The organism is uncultured Sphingopyxis sp. (genome assembly GCF_900078365.1).
Lineage (GTDB): Bacteria > Pseudomonadota > Alphaproteobacteria > Sphingomonadales > Sphingomonadaceae > Sphingopyxis.
In genome coordinates, this window is the sequence record NZ_LT598653.1 from 804,563 (window position 1) to 824,937 (window position 20,375).

At 65.2% G+C, this 20,375-nt stretch carries 16 protein-coding genes and 1 pseudogene; 14 read left to right on the forward strand and 3 right to left on the reverse strand.

Annotated elements, in window-relative coordinates; translation table 11 throughout:
* Positions 1–69: 69 nt before the first annotated feature.
* The gene (locus tag QZL87_RS03565; RefSeq protein ID WP_295323828.1) at positions 70–3,342 is read right to left on the reverse strand and encodes a restriction endonuclease; all 3,273 of its coding nucleotides are present in this window, start codon (positions 3,340–3,342) and stop codon (positions 70–72) included.
* A 487-nt stretch (positions 3,343–3,829) separates the two neighbouring features.
* On the opposite strand from QZL87_RS03565, the gene QZL87_RS03570 reads away from it, so the two are divergent.
* The 6 genes from QZL87_RS03570 (at position 3,830) to rlxS (ending at position 9,877) form a co-directional block, all read left to right on the forward strand.
* Positions 3,830–4,780, forward strand: a complete 951-nt coding sequence (locus tag QZL87_RS03570; protein WP_295323831.1) for a zincin-like metallopeptidase domain-containing protein — start codon at positions 3,830–3,832, stop codon at positions 4,778–4,780.
* Positions 4,777–5,199 (forward strand): DUF2958 domain-containing protein, encoded by a 423-nt coding sequence (locus QZL87_RS03575; RefSeq protein WP_295323833.1) that lies wholly within the window; start codon positions 4,777–4,779, stop codon positions 5,197–5,199. The genes QZL87_RS03570 and QZL87_RS03575 overlap by 4 nt, the downstream gene beginning before the upstream one ends.
* An 88-nt stretch (positions 5,200–5,287) precedes the next feature.
* Positions 5,288–5,983, forward strand: coding sequence for a ParB/RepB/Spo0J family partition protein (locus QZL87_RS19235; protein WP_362988552.1), 696 nt, complete (start codon positions 5,288–5,290; stop codon positions 5,981–5,983).
* The gene (locus tag QZL87_RS19240) at positions 5,955–7,046 is read left to right on the forward strand and encodes a chromosome partitioning protein ParB (protein ID WP_362988555.1); all 1,092 of its coding nucleotides are present in this window, start codon (positions 5,955–5,957) and stop codon (positions 7,044–7,046) included. Before QZL87_RS19235 ends, QZL87_RS19240 begins: the two co-directional genes overlap by 29 nt.
* 411 nt (positions 7,047–7,457) lie before the next feature.
* Positions 7,458–7,652, forward strand: coding sequence for a hypothetical protein (locus QZL87_RS03585; protein WP_295323836.1), 195 nt, complete (start codon positions 7,458–7,460; stop codon positions 7,650–7,652).
* A 239-nt stretch (positions 7,653–7,891) separates the two neighbouring features.
* Positions 7,892–9,877 carry a relaxase/mobilization nuclease RlxS gene (gene rlxS / locus QZL87_RS03590; protein ID WP_295323839.1) on the forward strand — a complete coding sequence of 662 codons (1,986 nt, stop codon included), beginning with the start codon at positions 7,892–7,894 and terminating at the stop codon, positions 9,875–9,877.
* A gap of 1 nt (position 9,878) precedes the next feature.
* Here rlxS and QZL87_RS03595 read toward each other — a convergent pair whose 3' ends face one another.
* A complete protein-coding gene (locus tag QZL87_RS03595) occupies positions 9,879–10,670 on the reverse strand; it encodes a hypothetical protein (RefSeq protein ID WP_295323842.1) in 792 nt (263 codons plus the stop codon).
* Positions 10,667–11,503, reverse strand: a complete 837-nt coding sequence (locus QZL87_RS03600) for a hypothetical protein (RefSeq protein ID WP_295323844.1) — start codon at positions 11,501–11,503, stop codon at positions 10,667–10,669. The genes QZL87_RS03595 and QZL87_RS03600 overlap by 4 nt, the downstream gene beginning before the upstream one ends.
* A 168-nt stretch (positions 11,504–11,671) precedes the next feature.
* Between QZL87_RS03600 and QZL87_RS03605 the strand changes: the two are divergent.
* From QZL87_RS03605 to trbL, 8 genes and pseudogenes are all read left to right on the forward strand, one after another.
* Positions 11,672–13,676, forward strand: a pseudogene (locus QZL87_RS03605) (conjugal transfer protein TraG).
* A 3-nt stretch (positions 13,677–13,679) separates the two neighbouring features.
* A complete protein-coding gene (locus tag QZL87_RS03610) occupies positions 13,680–14,084 on the forward strand; it encodes a ribbon-helix-helix protein, CopG family (RefSeq protein WP_295323847.1) in 405 nt (134 codons plus the stop codon).
* Positions 14,081–15,088 carry a P-type conjugative transfer ATPase TrbB gene (gene trbB / locus QZL87_RS03615; protein ID WP_295323850.1) on the forward strand — a complete coding sequence of 336 codons (1,008 nt, stop codon included), beginning with the start codon at positions 14,081–14,083 and terminating at the stop codon, positions 15,086–15,088. The genes QZL87_RS03610 and trbB overlap by 4 nt, the downstream gene beginning before the upstream one ends.
* 59 nt (positions 15,089–15,147) lie before the next feature.
* Complete coding sequence (locus tag QZL87_RS03620; protein WP_295327154.1) at positions 15,148–15,459, forward strand: TrbC/VirB2 family protein; 312 nt, start codon at positions 15,148–15,150, stop codon at positions 15,457–15,459.
* A complete protein-coding gene (locus tag QZL87_RS03625; RefSeq protein WP_295323853.1) occupies positions 15,456–15,728 on the forward strand; it encodes a VirB3 family type IV secretion system protein in 273 nt (90 codons plus the stop codon). The genes QZL87_RS03620 and QZL87_RS03625 overlap by 4 nt, the downstream gene beginning before the upstream one ends.
* Positions 15,722–18,169: a conjugal transfer protein TrbE gene (gene trbE, locus QZL87_RS03630; RefSeq protein ID WP_295323855.1), complete on the forward strand. Its 2,448-nt coding sequence runs from the start codon at positions 15,722–15,724 to the stop codon at positions 18,167–18,169. The genes QZL87_RS03625 and trbE overlap by 7 nt, the downstream gene beginning before the upstream one ends.
* 12 nt (positions 18,170–18,181) lie before the next feature.
* Complete coding sequence (gene trbJ / locus QZL87_RS03635; protein ID WP_295323857.1) at positions 18,182–18,916, forward strand: P-type conjugative transfer protein TrbJ; 735 nt, start codon at positions 18,182–18,184, stop codon at positions 18,914–18,916.
* A 128-nt stretch (positions 18,917–19,044) separates the two neighbouring features.
* Positions 19,045–20,373 carry a P-type conjugative transfer protein TrbL gene (gene trbL, locus QZL87_RS03640; RefSeq protein WP_295323858.1) on the forward strand — a complete coding sequence of 443 codons (1,329 nt, stop codon included), beginning with the start codon at positions 19,045–19,047 and terminating at the stop codon, positions 20,371–20,373.
* Positions 20,374–20,375: the final 2 nt, after the last annotated feature.

Consider the following 20,375-nt stretch of genomic DNA (forward strand, 5'->3'; position numbering starts at 1 on the left):
TCGGTCCGGAGCGTCGCTGGGTGGCGGTCGACGCTTCGCGGCGATGCCGGCGCATGATCGTCGCGGGAATCAGCCTGCGACGTCGAACCCGGCCTCGCCCCGCGCCGCGCGGCGACGTTCGATCTCTTCGAGCACATCGCGCATATAATCCAGCGAGCCCATCGCGCGCGCCACCTTGAGAACGGGTTCGGCGCCGAGCCTGTCGATCAGTCGCATGGCATGGACCGGCGCGTTGGCCCGTTCGTTCGCGGACTCCGCGATCTTCCAGAGGAGGACGCCGAGGTTCGCGCCCGTTTCGGCTTCGACCAGTCGTGCGAGAAGTGCCTCGCGGCGCGCGAGGTCGGACCCGTCTTGGTCGCGGCCTTGCGGCGAGCCGGCATAATAGAGCAGCGCCAGCCGGGCCTTGTCGTTCTTGCCGGAGGCGATGTCTTGCGCCAGCCTGAAGATCCGCCCACCCGCATCTTCCGCGGGCGGCACCTCGTAGAGCATCCCCTCGACCGCGAGCGCTATCGGGTGCGCGAGTTCCGGTTCCTGCCGGTAAAGCGTTTCGAGGTGGGCCATGAAGGTGCTGTAAACGGCGCCTCCCAGGCGGTGGGCGCCTGACGCGCCGAGGAGATAGGTGCGGTCGTGCGAGCTATCTGCGCCGGTGATCAGCGCCGCGACGAGCCGTTCCTGCTCGCCGTCGCCCAACACCGATAGCGCATCCCAATAGTCGCTCGTCTCGACATGGTCCCAAAGCGCCACCAGGCGGCTGCGCCGTCCGTCGTTCGCCTCGTAGCGTAGCGCCGCGATCAGCAGCAACGCTTCCTGCTGCGGTTCGCCGGCGCGCGGCAAAAGGCGTTCGACCGCGAACATCACATCCTCGGCGCTCGGCGGCCGAATGCGCCCTATCGGCTCGCGCCCGGCGAGCTCGTGGAGGCGGCTGACGAGCTCTTCGATCGGTGCGGAGGCGGCCTGTTCGCTGCCGAGGAAACGTGCGGCCGCGCCGGGTACCGACGATGCCGCGATGGCAAAGGCCGTGTCGAACCCGTCGCGGGGCGCTTCCCAGCATTTTGCCAGCGCCATGTCCGGAGCAGCCTCGGCGGCGCTATGGAGCAGGTAGCGCGCCACCGCCTGACTTGCCTTGTCCGCATCGCCCGCGCGTTCGATCAGGAAATCGAGGACGTCGGGGCCGCTCTCGCGCGCCGCCCGCTCGGCCGCGCTCGCGAAAGCGGTCACGATACGGCCCGCCTGGCCGGGCGCGAACCAATATTTGGAGCGCCAGTCGTCGGCGTCCTCGTTGGCGACGAGAGGCCACATCAGACGCAGCCGGTCCGCCGCCGGGAGCGCGATCGATGCGATCATCTCGCCGAGTTGCGACAATCCCAGAGCAAGGTTGGTGTCGCGCCAGCGCCCGACCGCCGCCGCGGCATGTTCGATGAAAGACGCGGGGTTGCGCACCTCGAGCAGCGACCGCGCGATGGCGTCGAGCGCACCCGACATCCCCGTCGGCGTGACCGCGAGCAACGTGTCGAGCAGATCGCGCGCCGCGTCGACCGATTGCGCCTCGGTCCGGGCGATCATCATCGCAATGCCGCCGACGAGGAGCGGTTCTTCGCGGCGCTGGTAGAAGAGGTCGGCGGCGGTATCGGGAGAGAGGCGCCGGCCGATCACCAGCTCGATCATATCGTCGGACTCGAGCCGGATGTCGTCCCCGCGGATCGTCGCACGATCGCCCGCGACGAGCGCGTCGAGCACCGCCGGGCCCTGTTGTCCCGCCGCCGCCAATGCGGCGAGCGGAACCCAGCCATCGGGATAGTCGGGCAGGAGATCGCCGAAGGTCCCCATGACGAGCGTCGCCGCCACCTTGGTCACCCCCTGCCGTTTGCCGAGTTCGACGAGCATCGCCTCGAAATCTGCCGACAGCACATCGTAACGCGTCACGACCTTGTCCGCATCGCTGTCCTTCAACTGCGCGAAGCGCCGGATCAGCGACGGCGAATCGAGCAGTCGGCCGCCGTGCCGTCCCGTCGCCACGCCATAGGCATCGTAGACCCGCTCGGCCTCGCCGTGCGTCAGCGCGCCGAGCTCGGCGCTCATCCGCGCGTCGCCCGGCGCGTGGAGATGCGGCGGTTGCCACGGCAGGTCCGCGCTTATCGCCGCCCAGCTTTCGCGGCGCGACGTCAGCACCAGCCGCACCGCATGCTCGCGCGTCAGCTGCGCCGACTGGCGCAGCCAGCCCGGAAGCGCGTCGCGCGCCGCGGAACGGGTGCGGTCGAGCCCGTCGACGACAAGGATATGATTGCCGCTGTCGACCCAGTCCCAGATCGACTGTGCAAGATCATGCATCGTCGTGCCGCCTGTTGGCCGCGCCTGCAGGTCGCGCTTCAGCGTATCGACGATATTATGGTCGGCTTCGGCGATGTCTTCCGCGCGGACGATATGCGCCGACCAGTTCCCGGGCGGGCTTTCCGCGAGGTGCGCCGCCCAGCTCGTCTTGCCCTGGCCCGAACCGCCGACAAGGACAAAAAGACGCGATCCCGAGGCCATGAAGTCCGCAAAGGGCTCGTCGATCGCCGCGCGCGGGACAAAGGGATTATTGCCTGCCGCCCCCGCGTCGGCGAACTGGGCCAGCTCTTGCCGGCGTCTGGCGTCGAGCAGCGTCGCAACCTCTAAGACGCTCGCGCGCGGCGGCCCGTCATCGGGCGAGCGGAAATAGGCGCGCCGTGTGCCTTCATGCTTGCGGAGCAGCGCATATATGTCCGAGGGACCTGTGTGCGAGAGCGTAAGGCGCCGGGCGAGGTCGATCGCGTCCAACGTCTCGCGGCGTAGCGCGTCTTCATCTTGCCCTTCGCGATTTGCCGAAAGCGATTTGAGCGAGGCACGGACGTTCTCGACATCGCCCGGGGATAGCGCAAGGAGCGTTTTTGCCTGCACGGCCGCGTCGTCGAAAAACTGCTTGGCTTCCTCGGTCAGTTCGCCCGCGGTCCAGAACCGGTAGCCGGGTTTGGAGCCGCGCGGCGCGATCGAAGGATCGCGCACCGCGAAAAGGCAATATTTGATCAGCTCATATTTGATGTCCGACAGCCTCATGCGGTGCTTCAGTCGCTTGCACTGGACGATCCCCGCAAGCCGTCCCTGTCGGTAGAGCAGGATGTCGCGCCCGCGGTCGGCTCCCTGGGGCATGAGCGTCGCCGCGTCATAATCCTGCCTGTGCGCGGCTTCCGCCGCCAGCAGGTCGCGCACCAGGCGCTCGAACTGATAGTCGCCGAGTTCCAGCAGCGGAAAGGTCGGCGACTGGGCCACGATATGCAGGCGGGGCGGGCTGGCGTCCGTCTCGTCGATGTTCGGACCCAGATTCATCGCCCCGCTCTTCCGCCCCATTCACGCCCGGCTATCCGCGCCGGAGTATCCGGGTCTTTCCGTAAGTCGCGGCGGGCCGCGCGTCCATAGGGCCGAAGAACGTCAGATCCCGAACCGACGAATTAGCGCCTTCGCACCAAGGTGCGACCGGGCTCTACGCCGCCCGCTTTGCGAGCGGCGCCGGGTCGCGCCGCGTCCCGGCCTTCGGTCGCGATCCCTGGCGCCGGCCTTGCGGCCGCGATTGCTCCGCGCGGTGCGCGGGCGTCGTTCGCGGGGCCTTCCCGCCGTCGTGGCGGTGGGCGGCGCTCCCTTCTGGGCGCGTCCCGGCGCCGCGCAAGCCGGCCCTCGCGGGACCGGCTCCTCCTCTGCGTTCCAGCCCTTCGGGTGCGCGCCGCCTCATGGTCGCGCCCGGCAGGTCGCGGATTCGCCGCCCACCCCCACTCCGGGGGAGGCCCATGGGGTTTTGGGCGAGGTAAGGAGGACAGCCATGCGCCAGACCGGCAAGCGCCGCGCAGCCCGCGACGAACCCCGCGCCGATCTCTACGACGAGGTCACCCGCCGTATCATCGCCGAGCTCGAACGAGGCCGCTTCCCGTGGGTCCAGCCTTGGGGCCGCACCGAAAGCGGCACCGCCGCCGCGCCCGGCCTGCCGCGTAATGCGCTGACTGGCCGTCCCTATAGCGGGATCAATATCCTCATCCTGTGGGGCGCGGTGATCGAACAGGGCTGGCCGTCGCAATCGTGGCTGACCTTTCGGCAGGCGCTCGCAGCAGGCGGCAGCGTCCGCAAGGGCGAGCGCGGCACCACCGTCGTCTATGCCGACAGCTTCACCCCCGCCGCCGAACAGGAACGCGCGCGCGACGCGGGCGAGGACGCGAAGGCCATCCCCTTCCTCAAGCGCTTCACCCTGTTCAACATCGCCCAGTGCGAAGGGCTGCGCGAAGGCCTCGCCGCCGACCCCGAGCCGCTGCTCGCCCGCGAGATCGTCCCGCTCGCCGAAGAGGTCATCGCCGCATCCGGGGTCGATTTCCGGATCGGCGGCGACAAGGCCTTCTATGTGCCCGCTCACGATTTTGTGGCTGTGCCGCCGCAATCGGCTTTTTTCGAGCCGATCAACTATTATCGGACCGCCCTGCACGAACTGACCCACGCGACCGGTCATGCCTCGCGGCTCGACCGCGAGCTGATGAACGGTCGCGGAAGCAAGGATTATGCCCGCGAGGAGCTCGTCGCCGAAATGGGCAGCGCCTTCCTCTGCGCCGCGCTCGGTATCGTCCCGACCGTCCGTCATGCCGACTATCTCGCATCGTGGCTCGATGTGCTGCGCGAGGACAAGCGTGCGATTTTCCGCGCCGCTAGCCAAGCGAGCAAGGCCGCCGACTGGCTGCTCGCGCGCCATGCCGAGCGCCAGTCCGGGGCGGGGAGGGCGGCGGCATGATATTGCTCACTCCCGATCTTCGCGCCGCGCTTTACGCCAATGCCGCCGCGCATCGCCGCACCATCGAAAGCGGGGGCATCGAGCCCGATCCGCTCCGGGTCGTCAAATTTTTCTCGCCCGTCGGCGCAGCAACATGGCTCGCGACCGAGCTCGACGCCGACGGCGACACGCTGTTCGGGCTCGCCGATCTCGGATTCTCCTCTCCCGAACTCGGCTGCTTCTCGCTTCGCGAGATCGCAAGCGTCCGCCTGCCGTTCGGACTCTCCATCGAGCGCGACGTCCATTTCCTGGCCGTGTGGCCGCTCTCGGTCTGGGCCGAGACCGCGCGGCGCTTCGGATCGATCATCGCCGCCGAACGCGAACTTCGCCGGAGCGGCAAAGAGCTTCCGCAGCCTCCCGAAAAACAGGGCGGCGGATGACGCGCGGTGCGTTCCGCCGCAACCCGAAGCCGATCCGCCTACAGGCTACGCGGACGGACCGGCACCTTCCCGTAAGAAAGGCAAAGCCATGAAACTCGACTTTATCCCGCCTTGCAAGCTGTCGATCAGCAAGGCCAATATGCGCTACGCGAAGAAGGCGCCCGACGTATCCGATATCCTGCCGACCGTTCGCGCACGCGGCGTTCTCGTGCCGCTGATCGTGCGCCCCAATTGCGCCGACGGCGCCTATGAAATCGTCGCCGGCGCGCGGCGCTACACCGCCGCGCAGATCGTCGCCGCCGAGCGCGGCGACGGCGGCGCCGATCCGTTGCCGTGCGCGATCCTCGACGAGGGCGACGATGCCGCCGCCATCGAGGCGTCGCTGATCGAGAATGTTGCGCGGCTCGCACCCGACGAGGTGACGCGCTGGGAAAGCTTCACGCGCCTCGTGCGCGAAGGCCGCTCGGCGGAGGATATTTCGGCGACGTTCGGCATTCCCGAACAGGGCGTCAAGCGCATCCTCGCGCTCGGCAATCTCCTGCCGCGCATCCGCGATCTCTATCGCCGCGCCGAGATCGATGCCGCGACCGTCCGCCACCTCACCCTCGCGAGCAAGAGCCAGCAAAAGGCGTGGCTCGCGCTTCACGACGATGCGCAAGCCTATTGCCCGACCGGCCATCAGCTGAAAGCATGGCTGTTCGGCGGCGCGTCGATCAAGGTCGAGCACGCGCTGTTCGACGTCGAGGCGAGCGGGCTTGCTTGTCGTCGCCGACCTGTTCGGTGACGACCGCTATTTCGCGGACAGCGATGCCTTCTGGAAGGCGCAGGATGCCGCTATCGCGGCGCGGCGCGAGGCGTATCTGGACGCCGGGTGGCCCGACGTCGTCATCGTTCCGCGCGGCGAATATTTCGCGTCGTGGGACTATCGCAAGGCGCCCAAGCGTAAGGGTGGACGCGTCTATATCGATGTTCGCGAGAGCGGCGAAATCGATATGTTCGAAGGCTATGTGACCGCCAGAGAAGCGAAGCGGATCGATGCGGGCGAGGCGCTCGAGTCCCGTCCCAAACCGTCGCGGCCCGAGATTACCGGCACCATGCAGACCTATATCGACCTGCATCGCCACGCTGCGGTGCGCGCCGCGCTCCTCGGTCACCCGAAAGTCGCGCTCCGCCTGATGGTCGCGCACGCAATCGCCGGATCGCACCTCTGGAACGTCAGGGCCGAACCACAGGCGAGCCGCAACGACATGGTGCGCGAATCGGTCGAAACATGCCGGGGCGAGTCGGATTTCGACCGGCATCGCCGCTCGGTTCTGGAGCTGCTCGGCTTCTCCCCCGAGGAGCCGACCGTGAGCGGCGGCAACGGCGATGGCTTCGGCCTCGCCGGACTGTTTCTTCGGCTGCTCGAACTTCCCGACCGCGCGGTCATGGACGTCATTGCGTGCGTGATCGGCGAGACGCTGGCAGCGGGAAGCGCGGCGGTCGAGGCGGTCGGCCTCGAAATCGGCCTCGACATGGCGCAATATTGGCACGCCGACGACGCCTTTTTCGAAGCCTTGCGCGACAGGGAGGTGCTCACCGCGATCGTCGCCGACATCGCTGGCGCCGAGGTCGCCGCCGCCCACGCCAAGGAGAAAGGCGCGACGCTGAAGCAGATCGTCCGCGACCATCTTGCGGGCGTGAACGGTCGCGCCCGGGTCGAGGGATGGGTGCCCAAATGGATGGCTTTCCCGCCGTCGGCCTACACCGCGCGCGGCGGGGTCGGCGCGGTCGCGGCCCACGCGAGGGTGCAGGCGGCGCGCGCCGACCTCCAGCCCGAACCGCCTGCGGAACGCGAAGCCGCATAATATCAAACGGGTGGCGGGATACCGCCGCCCGCAACCAAAATCATCGTGCCGCCCGCCGCCTTCGCGGTCCGGGCGGCATCTTTTTGCGTGCGTTTTTTGTTCGGAAATGGCTTTCCGGCGCAGGCCCCAATCGGCCTTCCTGGGCCGCGAACCATGCGGGCGGGAGGAGGCCGGTTGCTCGGATAGTCCGAGCATCCGGCAGCGAACGGGCCGCGTCAAGGACGACGGGGCCCCACCATTTTGCTGCGCAAAATCGTGACCCCCATCGCCGCTAGCGCGGCCGCTTCGCGGTCCTGGACCCGGCCCACCCGCCGCCGGGCGTGACTCCTGTCTTTCACAAGATCAGGAGACGGACGATGCATATCGAACAGCAAATGGAGGAACTTCGCGCGGAACTTTCATGGTGCGGCGATGAAGCCGAACGGCGGCAAATTGAAGCCGAACTACGGCTTGCCAAGCGGCAATGGCGCCGCGCTGGGCGAGCAGATCGGCGGTCGGAAATCGCATATCTGCGATAGCTCGCTGGGCATCGACCAACGCCGAAACCGGAGCGGCGCCAGCTGGCGCTGCTCTCTTTTTGCTCGCGAAATAAAGGGCGAGGAATGACAAGAAGGGCTGGGAGGGCGGAGAGGAGCGGAAGGCAAGATATAAAGCTACGGCACCCCCGGTTGCCCTAACTATTTGTCTGCACATCGTTTTTGGGGTGAAGAAAACAGTGCCGCCACGCTGGTGACAGTGCCAAGAGGCCGAAAATCGGCGGTTTTCCAGCATATTCGGCGGCACCGATTTTCATATGTCCGGGCCGCGCGCATGATCGCGCACCTCTCCCCAAAAATGGCGCCGCCATGTCCACTGAAGATGATTTTGAACCGCGGCTTGGCCGCATCGGCGACAAGGGCCGCAAGCCCCGCCCGCGCAAGTTTCTCTCGCGCGTGATCGCCGCCGCCAATCTGGCGCGCGGCGGCGCACCCGGTTGCGCGCGGCAGTCGGCGTTCACAGGCAGCCGCATCGGACGCGGGGCTGGCGTCGGCCGCATCCTCTCATCGCGCGACCGGTTCGCCGCGTTTCGCAAGCGCCGCGTGATCGTCAAGGTTCGCACCGTCAAGCTGGGCGGCAACGGCTTCGAGGTCGCCAAGGCACATCTGCGCTATGTCGAACGCGACGGCACGACGCGCGAGGGCGGACGGGGGCAACTCTATAGCGCCGAGAGCGACGCGGTGGACCGCAACGCCTGGCTCGACCCGGCGAAGGACGACCGCCATCAATTCCGTTTCATCGTCAGCGCGGAGGACGGAATGGAATATGACGACCTGAAACCGCTCATCCGGCGCCTCATGCAGCGCGTCGATGAGGATTTGGGAACGAAGCTCGATTGGGTCGCGGTCGATCACTACAACACCGGCCATCCCCATACCCATATCATCGTGCGCGGAAAGGACGAGCGCGGCGCCGATCTTGTCATTGCGCGCGACTATATCAGCCACGGCCTGCGCGAGCGCGCCTCAGAGCTGGTCGATCTGGACCTTGGCCCGCGCACCGACCATGCGATCGAGCAGCGCCTACGGGCCGAGGTGGAACAAGAGCGATTTACCAGCATCGACCGTGCGATGCTCCGCGAGGCCGACAAGGAGGTTCTTGTCAGTTCGGGCGCGCGCGACCCTTTCGATCAGGCAATTCGCATGGGGCGGCTCAGGAAGCTGGAACGTCTCGGGCTGGCGACCCGGCACGGCGCGGCGCATTGGCGGCTCGTCCCCGATCTTGCCGACACGCTTCGCCGCATGGGCGAACGCGACGACATTATCCGCACCATGCAGCGCGCCTATGCGGGGCGCGGCAACGCGCCCGCGCTGGTCGATCAGGTCATCTATGACCCGACTGTCGCCGACGCCCGCCCGCTTGTCGGCCGCGTCGTCGAGCGCGGGCTGTCCGATGAATATGCCGACCGTCATTATGTCATTGTCGAGGCTCTCGACGGTCGCACCCATTATGCCGACATCGGCAACGGCTATTCCGTCAGCCCGATCCCCAAAGACGCCATTGTCGAGATCGCGCCGCGCAGCGGCGGCGTCCGCGCCGTCGATCGCATGATTGCCGAGGTCGCCGCCGCCAACGGCGGGCGCTACACGATCGACGCGCATTTGGGGCACGACCCGTCCGCGCGCGAGCGGTTTGCTGAAAGTCATGTCCGAAGGCTCGAAGCCATGCGGCGCGTCATGCAAAACGTCGAGCGCGAACCCGATGGAAGCTGGATCATCACCCCCGACCATCTCGACAAGGTGGAGCAGTTCGAGGCGCGTCAGCTTCGCGACCGCCCCGTCACCGTCGAAACGCTGTCGGCCGTGCCGCTCGACAAGCTGCCGGCGGCCGAGGCCGCGACGTGGCTCGACCGGGAATTGGTCGCCGACAGTCCGGCGCCGCTTCGCGATGCCGGTTTCGGCGCCGAGGTTCGCGCCGCGCAGACCTTGCGGCGGCAATGGCTGGTCGCCGAGCAGCTTGCCGAGGAACAGGACGGGCGCACGGTCTATCGGCGCAACATGCTTGCGTCGCTTCAGCGCCGCGAATTGCTCCGCGTCGCCGCCCAGCTATCGGATGAGGTCGGCAAGCCCTTCGCCGAAACGCGGTCGCAGGAGCCGATTCAGGGCCGGTTGGTCCGCGCCGTCCATATGACGAGCGGGCGGCACGCCCTGGTCGAGCGGTCGCGCGATTTTGTTCTGGTTCCGTGGCGTCCGGTGATGGAGCGGCACATCGGCAAGAACGCGTCGGGCATCATGCGCGACGGCGGCATAAGCTGGACGTTCGGGCGGCAGCGCAGCGGGCCGAGCATATCGTAAACTAAGTCTCCGCTTCCTGTTTCCGAACCAAGTCGAGCAAAAAGCGCAACTCGGCAAGTGGCAGATGGCCAAGCTCCTTCCCGAAGACGCATTTCGCCCAAGCGGCTTCCGCGTGCAAAAATCCAACTCTTGCTTCGCTAACTTCGAGGCCGTCTCTCTTTATCAAGGTCCTGAATGCCCCGGCCGCTTGTATCGAGGTGAGAGCAGCCTCTGATAACACGGCGCGTAAAGCGGTGGTTTCAAGGAACGGCCCACAATGCACGGTGCTGACGTTAGGGTCAGGCGCGAGCATAACCGCCCCCTCAGGCGTCGCATGTCCAGCGAGTTTTGATAGCTGCTCATAGGCAGCCTTCCGCTTCTGTTTGGTGAATCCATCGCGCTTGTCCAGCGCTTCACGAATGGCGACGGGCTTGAAGGCCTTTTTTCGGTCACGATCCGACATCGTGCGCCATTGCGTGACGAGCGCCGGGTCCATTGAGAAATAATCCAGCAGGAAGGCCATTTCGAGGAGGTCGCGGATATGGATCGCGGCAGCTTGATAGTAGCCGGAGAGCGCCAGTTTTAGGCAAGAAGCGAGGGCATTGAAGCAGCGTATGCCCAGATTACCCAGCTCGAGTTGATATTCGTCTGTAACTTCTGTTGACGGCAGCAAGGCATGAATAAGATTCATCGTCTGTTCGACCATCAAGAGATGGGTGGCAAGGTCGGGAATTTCCGCAATCCGCCGCAATGATTCCACCCGGAGCTTTTCCTCTCCGCTGTGCAGACGAGTAATATTGTCGGGCGTGTTCATGTCTCTTCCGCAACTCCCCCGCTGCGAGCAGCCATCGGCGGAGCCACGTCATAGTCGATCACAGATTCGGGTTCCGGACGCTTTACGCCGGGCCAGTCCCGCGACACCGCGTTCATGCGGTCGGTTAGCTCTCGGGATCGTTCATACTCTTCTGTTGCATCGAGCATTGTTGCATGATGTTGCGATCCTTGGAGCGCTGCGGCCGCCATTTGCATGAGGTGCATTTTGCGTTGAAGCCGACGAAGATCTCGCTGTTTCTCATCAAGGCCTTCACCTCCGAAGCCGTCCATAATAGACAGGCCGGTGACATGGGACGAAACGCCGGACAACCTTCGGTGCCACTCATAGAGTGATTGCACCGAGCCAATTTCAGCAAGCTCTTTCCAATCCAATTTCGCCGGCTTCACGCCTTCCGGTAGCCCTTTCAGTAAGAGGCGAAGCACAGCTTCGCTATCACGCACCATGTCGGTTGCGTTGTTTTCTCGATAGATCTTGATGTGTCCTGTCAGGGTATGGGCAGCATCGCGCTTCATCAGCAGCACAAAATCGTCTTTCATGACGACCAACGCGGCGATGCAAATAGCGGTTTCCAGCGCCGACCGAAGCAGAATGTCAGATTCTAGCCGGTAATTGTCTTTCCACAGAAGCGTATAGCCCTGATGATTGGTCCAAAGACGCTTGAACAGCGAGTTGGAAAACATCTTCGGGTCCGTGTTCAGACCTTCTATGCCCTCCGATTTGTCCCACAGCGATTTAGCGAGATGTGCAATATCGTCATAGAGAGCGCACTCATCCTCCGTAGGCTCGATCTCTTTTCTTGCTTCATCTGCCATTTGTGCCCCTCGCCCGAACCAGAATAAGTATCAGACCGCGCAGCACTTAGCTACGTTGGGGTTGCGTCGTGCTGCGTCATTACGCGCCGTAACCGTCATATGCGATTTTCCCGGTCCGGCAGATTTTTGGGCCGCCGACGCAATGCCCTGCGTCGCCGGGAGAAAATCGTGACCCCCACCAAGCTCCTTGTCGGACAGATTTTCGTCGTTTTCGCGATGGTGATCGCGGGCGTTTGGGCTGCCACGCAATGGTGTGCGGCCCAGCTCGGCTATCAATCGCAGCTTGGACCGGCATCGTTCATTCTGTTCGACACGCCGGTCTATCGGCCGTGGGCGATATTTCCGTGGTGGTATCACTACGAAGCCTACGCGCCGGAGGTTTTCGACAGGGCCGGGATGATCGCCGGGGCCAGCGGCTTTCTCGGCTGCGTGTCCGCCATCGTCGGGTCGTTATGGCGCGCGCGCCAGTCGCGCCATGTCACGACTTATGGTTCCGCGCGCTGGGCGACGAAAGGCGAGATCGACCGCGTCGGCTTGTTCAGCGACAGCGGGGTTTTCCTTGGTCGCCTGCGTGGGCGCTACCTTCGCCACAGCGGGCCGGAGCATGTCATGGCCTTTGCGCCGACCCGTTCGGGCAAGGGCGTCGGCCTTGTTGTCCCGACGCTGCTTAGCTGGACCGGCTCCGCCATCATCCACGACATAAAGGGCGAAAACTGGCAGCTTACCGCCGGCTGGCGTGCGCGCTTCAGCCACGTCCTGCTGTTCAACCCGACCGACCCGCGTTCGGCCAAATATAATCCGCTGCTGGAGGTCAGGAAGGGCGCGAACGAGGTTCGCGACGTGCAAAACATCGCCGACATTCTAGTGGACCCGGAAGGGGCGCTGGAACGTAGAAGCCACTGGGAAAAAACGTCGCACTCGCTCTTGGTCGGCGCGATCCTTCACATCCTCTATTCAGAGGAAGAAAAGACGCTCGCCCGCGTTGCGACATTCCTTTCGGACCCGCAACGGACCTTCCCGGCCACCTTGCGCCGCATGATGACGACGAACCATGTCGGCACGAAGGAGGCGCCGCAGGTTCATCCCGTCGTCGCATCCGCCGCGCGCGAGGTGCTGAACAAGTCGGAGAATGAGCGCAGCGGTGTCCTTTCGACCGCCATATCGTTTCTCGGACTTTACCGCGACCCCACTGTCGCGGCCGTTACGTCGCGTTGCGATTGGCGCATCGCCGATCTGGTCGAAGCCGACCACCCGGTATCGCTCTATCTCGTCATTCCGCCATCCGACATCAGCCGCACCAAGCCGCTTGTGCGCCTGGTGCTAAATCAAATTGGCCGCCGCCTCACGGAGAAGCTCGATGCCGCGCAAGCATGAGCTTCTGATGATGCTCGACGAGTTCGCAGCACTGGGTCGGCTCGACTTCTTCGAGACGAGCCTCGCCTTCATGGCCGGCTATGGCGTGCGCGCCTATCTCATCGCCCAGTCGCTCAATCAGATCGATAAAGCCTATGGCGAACATAATTCCATCCTCGACAACTGCCATGTCCGCATCGCGTTCGCCACGAATGACGAAAGGACCGGCAAGAGGATTTCCGATGCTCTCGGCGTCGCGACCGAACAGCGCTCGATGCGGAACTATGCCGGTCACCGGCTCGCGCCGTGGCTGGCGCATGTTATGGTCAGCCGGCAAGAGACGGCTCGCCCGCTGTTGACACAAGGCGAGGTGATGCAGCTTCCGCCCGACGACGAGCTGGTTCTTGTGTCGGGCATGGCGCCGATCCGCGCGAAGAAGCTTCAATATTACAATGATGACAATTTTCGCGCGCGGCTCCTGCCGCCGCCCGCGCTCGAAATCGGCGACTATCCCGACCGCCCGCAGGGCCGCCCCGACGACTGGACCGGGCTGGTCAGTGCGCCCGATAGTAGGCTCGGCAAGGCCGAACAGGACAATGGCGAGGACGAGGACGGGGGCTTGCAGCAGCAGCGGCATCCGTCGATCGACGAAGGGCCATCTCAGGCCGAACTCACGACGCAGCTCGAATTGCCTGACCTTGAGCGCGACGACCCCGACGCGGCGGCCGACAAGCGCGTCATGGACCGCGTTCGTGCGTCGCTGGTGCGCGGCCATGCGATGAACCAATCGCAGCCTCAAGACCTGTTGCCGGGGCTGTAGGCGATGAAGGTCCGGCAGAATCTCTATATCGACAGCGACCTCGGCGATGCGCTCGACGCGCTGGTCATCCGGCGTGGCGGCAACAAGTCGCGCATCGTCAACGAGGCGCTTCGCGATTGGCTGGCGCGCCGCGCGACGAAGGAGGTCGATGACCTTCTGAAAGTCCGGCTCGACCGCATATCGCGCGAGGTCGCCGCAGGCCGCCGCGATATGGAGGTGGTGTTGGAGGCGCTGGCGCTGTTCGTGCGCTACCAGCTTACCGTCACCGCTCCGCTGCCCGAAGCCGACGCCGCCGCGCTCGCGACCGGCAACCAGCGTTTCGAGCGATTCATCGCCCAGCTTGGCCGCCAGATCGCGGGCGGCAAGCGGACGCTCGACACCCAAAACATCATCGAGGCCCAGCCATGACCGACGCGCTTTCCGCAGATCGCTGCCGCGCGATGCTCCGCACCGCTATGGGACCGGGCATCGCCGCCGCGCTGTCCGACCCTGCCGTTATCGAGATCATGGTAAACCCCGATGGGGTGTTGCGGCTCGACCGGCTTGGCGAGGGTCGCATCGACACCGGCACCCGCTACGATCCGGCGCAGATCGAGCGCATCATTCGCCTTGTCGCCAGCCATGCCCGCACCGAGGCCCATGCGGCAGCGCCGATCATATCGGCCGAACTGCCCCCGCACGGCGAGGGCGCGGGCGAAAGGTTCGAGGGCGTCTTGCCGCCCGTCAGCCTCGCGCCGTGCTTTTCGATCCGAAAGCCTGCCGCAAGAATCTACACGCTGCTCGATTACGTTCGCGACGGCATCATGTCGGCCAACACGGCGCGGCTCTTGTCGATGGCGGTCGTCGAGCGGTGGAACATCCTGGTCGCGGGGGGCACGTCATCGGGCAAGACGACGCTCGCCAATGCGCTGCTTGCGGAAATGGCCGGCCTCGAAGAGCGCGTTATCATCATCGAGGACACGCGCGAGCTGCAATGCGCGGCCAGCGATGTTGTCGCGCTCCGCACCCGTTCTGTCGGTCCCACCGGGGCCGGCGCGGTCACGATGGCCGAACTTGTGCGCTCGACGCTCCGCCTTCGTCCGGATCGCATCATTGTCGGCGAGGTGCGCGGACGCGAGGCGCTGGATATGCTTAAGGCATGGAACACCGGGCATCCGGGTGGCATCGCGACGGTCCATGCCAATAGCGCGACGGCCGCGCTCTACCGCCTCGAACAGCTTGTTCAGGAAAGTGTCGTCACCGTCCCGCGCCGGCTGATTGCCGAGGCCATCGACATGATCGTGTTCATATCCGGGCGTGGCCTCGCGCGGCGCGTCGATAGCGTCGCGCGCGTCGCCGGCCTCGACGAGCACGGAAACTACGCCGTCCGCGACCTCACCCCCAACCAGACCCTCGAAACCATAGGAGATTGACCATGCACGTTCGCGCCCTCGCCCCGCTCGCGGCAAAGGCCCGCGCCCGCGCCCCCGAAATGCTGCCGCTGGCAGCCGTCGGCATCTACGCCGGCCTGGTTCTCGGCATTGCCAGCGCCGCCCACGCCGCCGGATCGGGGATGCCGTGGGAAGAGCCGTTGCAGCAGGTCCTGGAATCGGTCCAAGGCCCGGTCGCCAAGATCATCGCGGTGATTATCATCATCGTTACCGGCCTGACCCTCGCGTTCGGCGAGACGGCGGGCGGCTTCCGGCGCCTGATTCAGATCATTTTCGGCCTATCGATCGCGTTCGCCGCCAGCTCCTTTTTCCTGTCCTTCTTCTCCTTCGGCGGCGGAGCGCTGATCGCATGATCGGCGCCGGCAGTCATATTGAAGGGTTCGAGGCGCCGATGCACCGCGCGCTCGCCGAACCCATCCTGCTCGGCGGCGCGCCGCGGGCCATCGCGATCGTCAACGGCACGATCGCCGCCGCGCTCGGGCTGGGCTTGCAGCAATGGATTGCGGGGCTGGTCATGTGGGCGGTCGGCCACACGCTCGCGGTATTCGCGGCGAAGCGCGACCCCGACTTTGCGCCCGTCCTCGCCCGCCACCTTCGCCAGCGGGGGTTTCTGACATGCTGAACCTCAAAGAATATCGCAATCGCGCCGATCGGCTGGCCGATCATCTCCCGTGGGCGGCGCTGGTCAGCCTTGGCGTCGTCTTGAACAAGGACGGCAGCTTTCAGCGCACCTTGCGCTTTCGCGGGCCGGACCTCGAATCCGCGACCGAGGCCGAATTGGTCGGCACCTGCGCGCGGGCGAACAATGTCCTCAAGCGTTTCGGATCGGGCTGGGCGCTCCACATGGAGGCGGAACGGCGCGAGGCGCTAGGCTATCCCGACAGCGATTTTCCCGATGCCGCGTCGTGGCTGGTCGATCAGGAACGGCGTGCGGGATTCGAGAGCGGAGGCGCGCATTTCGAGAGCCTTTATTATGTGACGCTTACTTTCCTACCGCCGGCCGATCAGGCCGACGCGGCGGGCCGCGCGCTAATCGAACGCAGCGACGATATGAAGGGCCGCGACTGGCGGCAGGCGCTGGCGAGCTTCATCGCCGAGACCGATAGGGCGCTCGACCTGTTTTCCGGCTTCATGCCGGAGGTGCGCGCGCTCGACGATGGCGAGACGCTGACTTTCCTCCACGGCACCATATCGACGCGCCGCCATGCCGTCGCGGTCCCCGATACCCCGATGTATCTGGACGCCATATTGACCGACACGCCGCTTACCGGCGGCCTCGAACCGATGCTTGGGCAGACGCATTTGCGGACGCTGACCATTCTTGGTTTCCCGAACGTCAGCCGCCCCGGAATCCTCGACGCGCTCAATCACGAGGATTTCGGCTATCGCTGGGTGACGCGCTTTATCGCGCTCGACAAGACCGACGCGACCAAGGCGCTGACCAAGCTGCGTCGCCAATGGTTCAACAAGCGCAAATCGGTGACGGCCTTGCTTCGCGAGGTAATCTATAACCAGCCGGTCCAACTGCTCGACAGCGATGCCGACAATAAGGTCGTTGACGCCGACCTGGCGCTACAGGCGCTTGGCGGCGATCATGTCGCCTTCGGCTATCTGACCACGACGATCAGCGTTGCCGATGCCGACCGCGCCCGTGTCGAAGAAAAGGTGCGCGCGGTCGAGCGCATCATAAACGGGCTGGGCTTCACCTGCATCCGCGAAACCGTCAACGCGGTGGAGGCGTGGCTAGGTTCGCTGCCCGGCCATGTTTACGCCAACGTCCGGCAACCGATCGTCCACACGCTCAATCTCGCGCATCTTATGCCGCTGTCGTCGGTATGGGCGGGGCCGGCGCGCAACGCGCATCTGGACGGCCCGCCGCTGCTTTATGCCGAAACCAGCGGATCGACGCCGTTCCGTCTGTCCACCCATGTTGGCGACGTCGGACATATGCTGATCGTCGGACCGACCGGCGCGGGCAAGTCCGTGCTGCTCGCATTGCTGGCGCTCCAATTCCGGCGCTACCCGGAGTCCCAAGTCTATATCTTCGACAAGGGGTTTTCGGCGCGCGCCGCGGTGCTGGCGATGGGCGGGGCGCATCATGCGCTCGGCCTCGGCGGCGAGGATGGCGAGGGTGGGCGCGCTATCGCCTTCCAGCCCTTGCGCCATATCGACCGCGCGGACGAGAGGGCATGGGCGGCCGAATGGATCGGCGCGCTGCTCACCCATGAAAAGGTGCTGGTGACGCCGGAGGTCAAGGAAGCCGTCTGGTCGGCGCTGGGCAGCCTTGCCACCGCCCCGGTCGAAGAACGGACACTGACCGGGCTGTCGCTGCTGCTGCAATCCGCCCCGCTGCGATCGGCGCTGGCACCCTATACGCTCGAAGGTCCGTTCGGCCGCCTGCTCGATGCAGCCGAGGACGATCTAGCGATTGCCGATGTTCAGTGCTTCGAGACGGAGGCGCTGATGGGACAGGCCGGCGTCGTCGCGCCGATCCTGACCTATCTTTTCCATCGGCTCGAAGAACGCTTCACTGGGCGGCCGACGCTGCTCATTCTCGATGAAGCCTGGGTGTTTCTCGACCATCCCCTATTCGCGGCGCGGATCAGGGAATGGCTCAAGGTTCTCCGTAAGCGCAATGTCGCGGTGGTGTTCGCGACGCAGAGCCTTGCGGACATAGCGGATTCCAGCATCTCGCCCGCGATCATCGAATCCTGCCCGCAGCGGATATTGCTGCCGAACGATCGGGCGATCGAGCCGCAGAGCGAAGCGGCCTATGTTCGCTTCGGCCTCAACGAGCGGCAAATCGAGCTGGTCAGCCGCGCGGTGCCGAAGCGCCAATATTATCTGCAATCGGCGCGCGGCAACCGGCTGTTCGAGCTGGGGCTAGGCCCGATCGCGCTCGCGCTTTGCGGCGCATCCGATCCCGACACGCAAAAGCGTATCGACGCAATTCTCGCCGAGCATGGCGCAGACGATTTCGTCGGCTGGTTCCTCTCCGATTCCGGCCTCGAATGGGCGGCTGACGCGGCCGCCTGTTTCCCCGCGTCCCCCGTGCAACCCTAAGGAGATTTTGAGATGAAGAAATATGTCGTCGCCGCTTTGCTCGGGACTGGCGCCATCGGCGCGATCGGTGCCGGGGTGCTGACCACCGCGCCGGCTTCCGCGCAGATCAGCGTGTTCGATCCGACCAACTACACGCAAAATCTGCTGACGGCCGCGCGGACGCTGCAACAGATCAACAATCAGATCCAGTCGCTTCAGAACGAAGCGCAAATGCTGGCGGGTCAGGCGAAGAACCTGTCGCGCATCGACTTCCCGCAGCTCGACCAGCTTCGCCAGAAACTCGGCGAGATCGACAAGCTGATGGGGCAGGCGCAGGGCATCGACTTTCGCGTCGATCAACTGGGCGAGCAATTCCGCCAGCAGTTCCCCGACAGCTATGTGTCGGCGATGAAGCACGACCAGCGGCTTGCGGTCGCGAAACAGCGGCTCGACAATGAAATGGCCGCGTTCCGGCAGACTATGACGGTGCAGTCCGGCATCGTCGAAAATGTGCGCGACGACGCGCAGGCGCTCGCGGCGATCGTCGCCAAAAGCCAGGGCGCCGAAGGCAGCTTGCAGGTCAGCCAAGCGACCAACCAGCTTCTTGCGCTCGCGACCAAGCAGCAGTTCCAGCTTCAAAATCTGATGGCGGCGCAGTTCCGCAGCCAGTCGCTCGAAGCGGCGCGGCGCGGTCAGAGCGAGCGCGAGGCGCGGGAGCGGACGAGCCGCTTCCTCGGCGACGGCAAGGCTTACACGCCGCGCCAGTGAGCTAGGGGCGGCGCTGCGCCCCTTGCTCCCCGGCGAGCGCCGTCCCGTCGCGGGGGCCGCATGGCTCTCTCCCTCTCCCGGCCAGCGGTCCCCGCGGCACCCATCCATCACTTTCAGGAGTCCCGCGCATGGAGGACTTGAATGTCATCGACCAGTTCATGCAGGCGTTTATCGCCTACATCGACAGCGGCTTTGGGCTGCTCGGCGGCGATGTCGGATTCCTGACCACGATCCTGATCGGTATCGACATTACGCTTGCCGGCCTCTTTTGGGCGCTTGGCGGCGAAGATGATGTAATCGGCAAGTTCCTCAAGAAGATTCTCTATGTCGGCGTTTTCGCGCTGATCCTGAACAGCTTTCCGCTGCTCACCGACATAATCTTTCGATCATTCGCCGGGCTGGGGCTGACCGCAGGCGGGAGCGCCATCACCGCGCAGGACTTGCTTTTGCCGGGGCGGCTCGCGGGAATCGGCTTCGAGGCGGCATGGCCGCTGCTCGAACAGGCGAAGGAGCTGGTCGGTCCCATCGACTTCTTCAACAATTTCGTTGAGATCGCCGTGCTGTGCATCGCGTGGCTTATCGTCATTGCAGCTTTCTTTATCCTCGCGATCCAGCTTTTCATCACCATCCTTGAGTTCAAGCTGACCAGCCTCGCGGGCTTTATCCTGGTCCCGTTCGCGCTCTGGAACCGCACGTCGTTTCTGGCGGAGCGAGTGCTGGGCAATGTCGTATCATCCGGCATCAAGGTCATGGTGCTCGCGGTTATCGTCGGCATCGGCTCCAACTATTTTGCGGACTTCACCAGCGCAATAACCGGCGACGAGGTGACGATCGAACAGGCCGTGTCGTTGATGCTCGCGAGCTTGGCCCTGTTCGGGTTGGCGATATTCGGGCCCGGCATCGCGTCCGGGCTGGTCGCGGGCGCGCCGCAGCTTGGCGCGGGATCGGCGGTCGCGACGGTGGCGCTTGCGGGCGGCGGCCTAGCGATGGCCGGTGCAGGCACCCTTGGCGCGGCGCGCGGCGCCGCGGGTGCAGGTCTTGGCGCAGTTCGCGCCGGCACGGCAATGGGCAGCGCGGCATCGAATGCATATAAACTCGGGCAAGAAACGTCCGGTTCCACCAGCGTTGGCGCTGGCCTTGGCGGTATGGCGACCGCCGCGCGCGGCGCAGCCGCACAGAAGGTCAGCGCAGCCACCAGCGGTTTCAAAGCCGCGGCCGAACGCGGCCAGCAAGCCGCTTGGGATGCGGGAACCACCGGCGCGCGCCCCGCTGGCCGCGCAGCAGGTAGCAGCGCAGCGAGCGTCGCGCCTGTCGGTGACGCGTCCCCGCCTGCATGGGCGCAGAAAATCAATGCCACGCAGACCAGCCGTCACCGCCGTCAAATGGCGATCCACGCCATTCAGGGCGGCGACAAGGGCGGCGCGGGCGCAAACCCCGACATCAAGGAAAGGGACTAAGC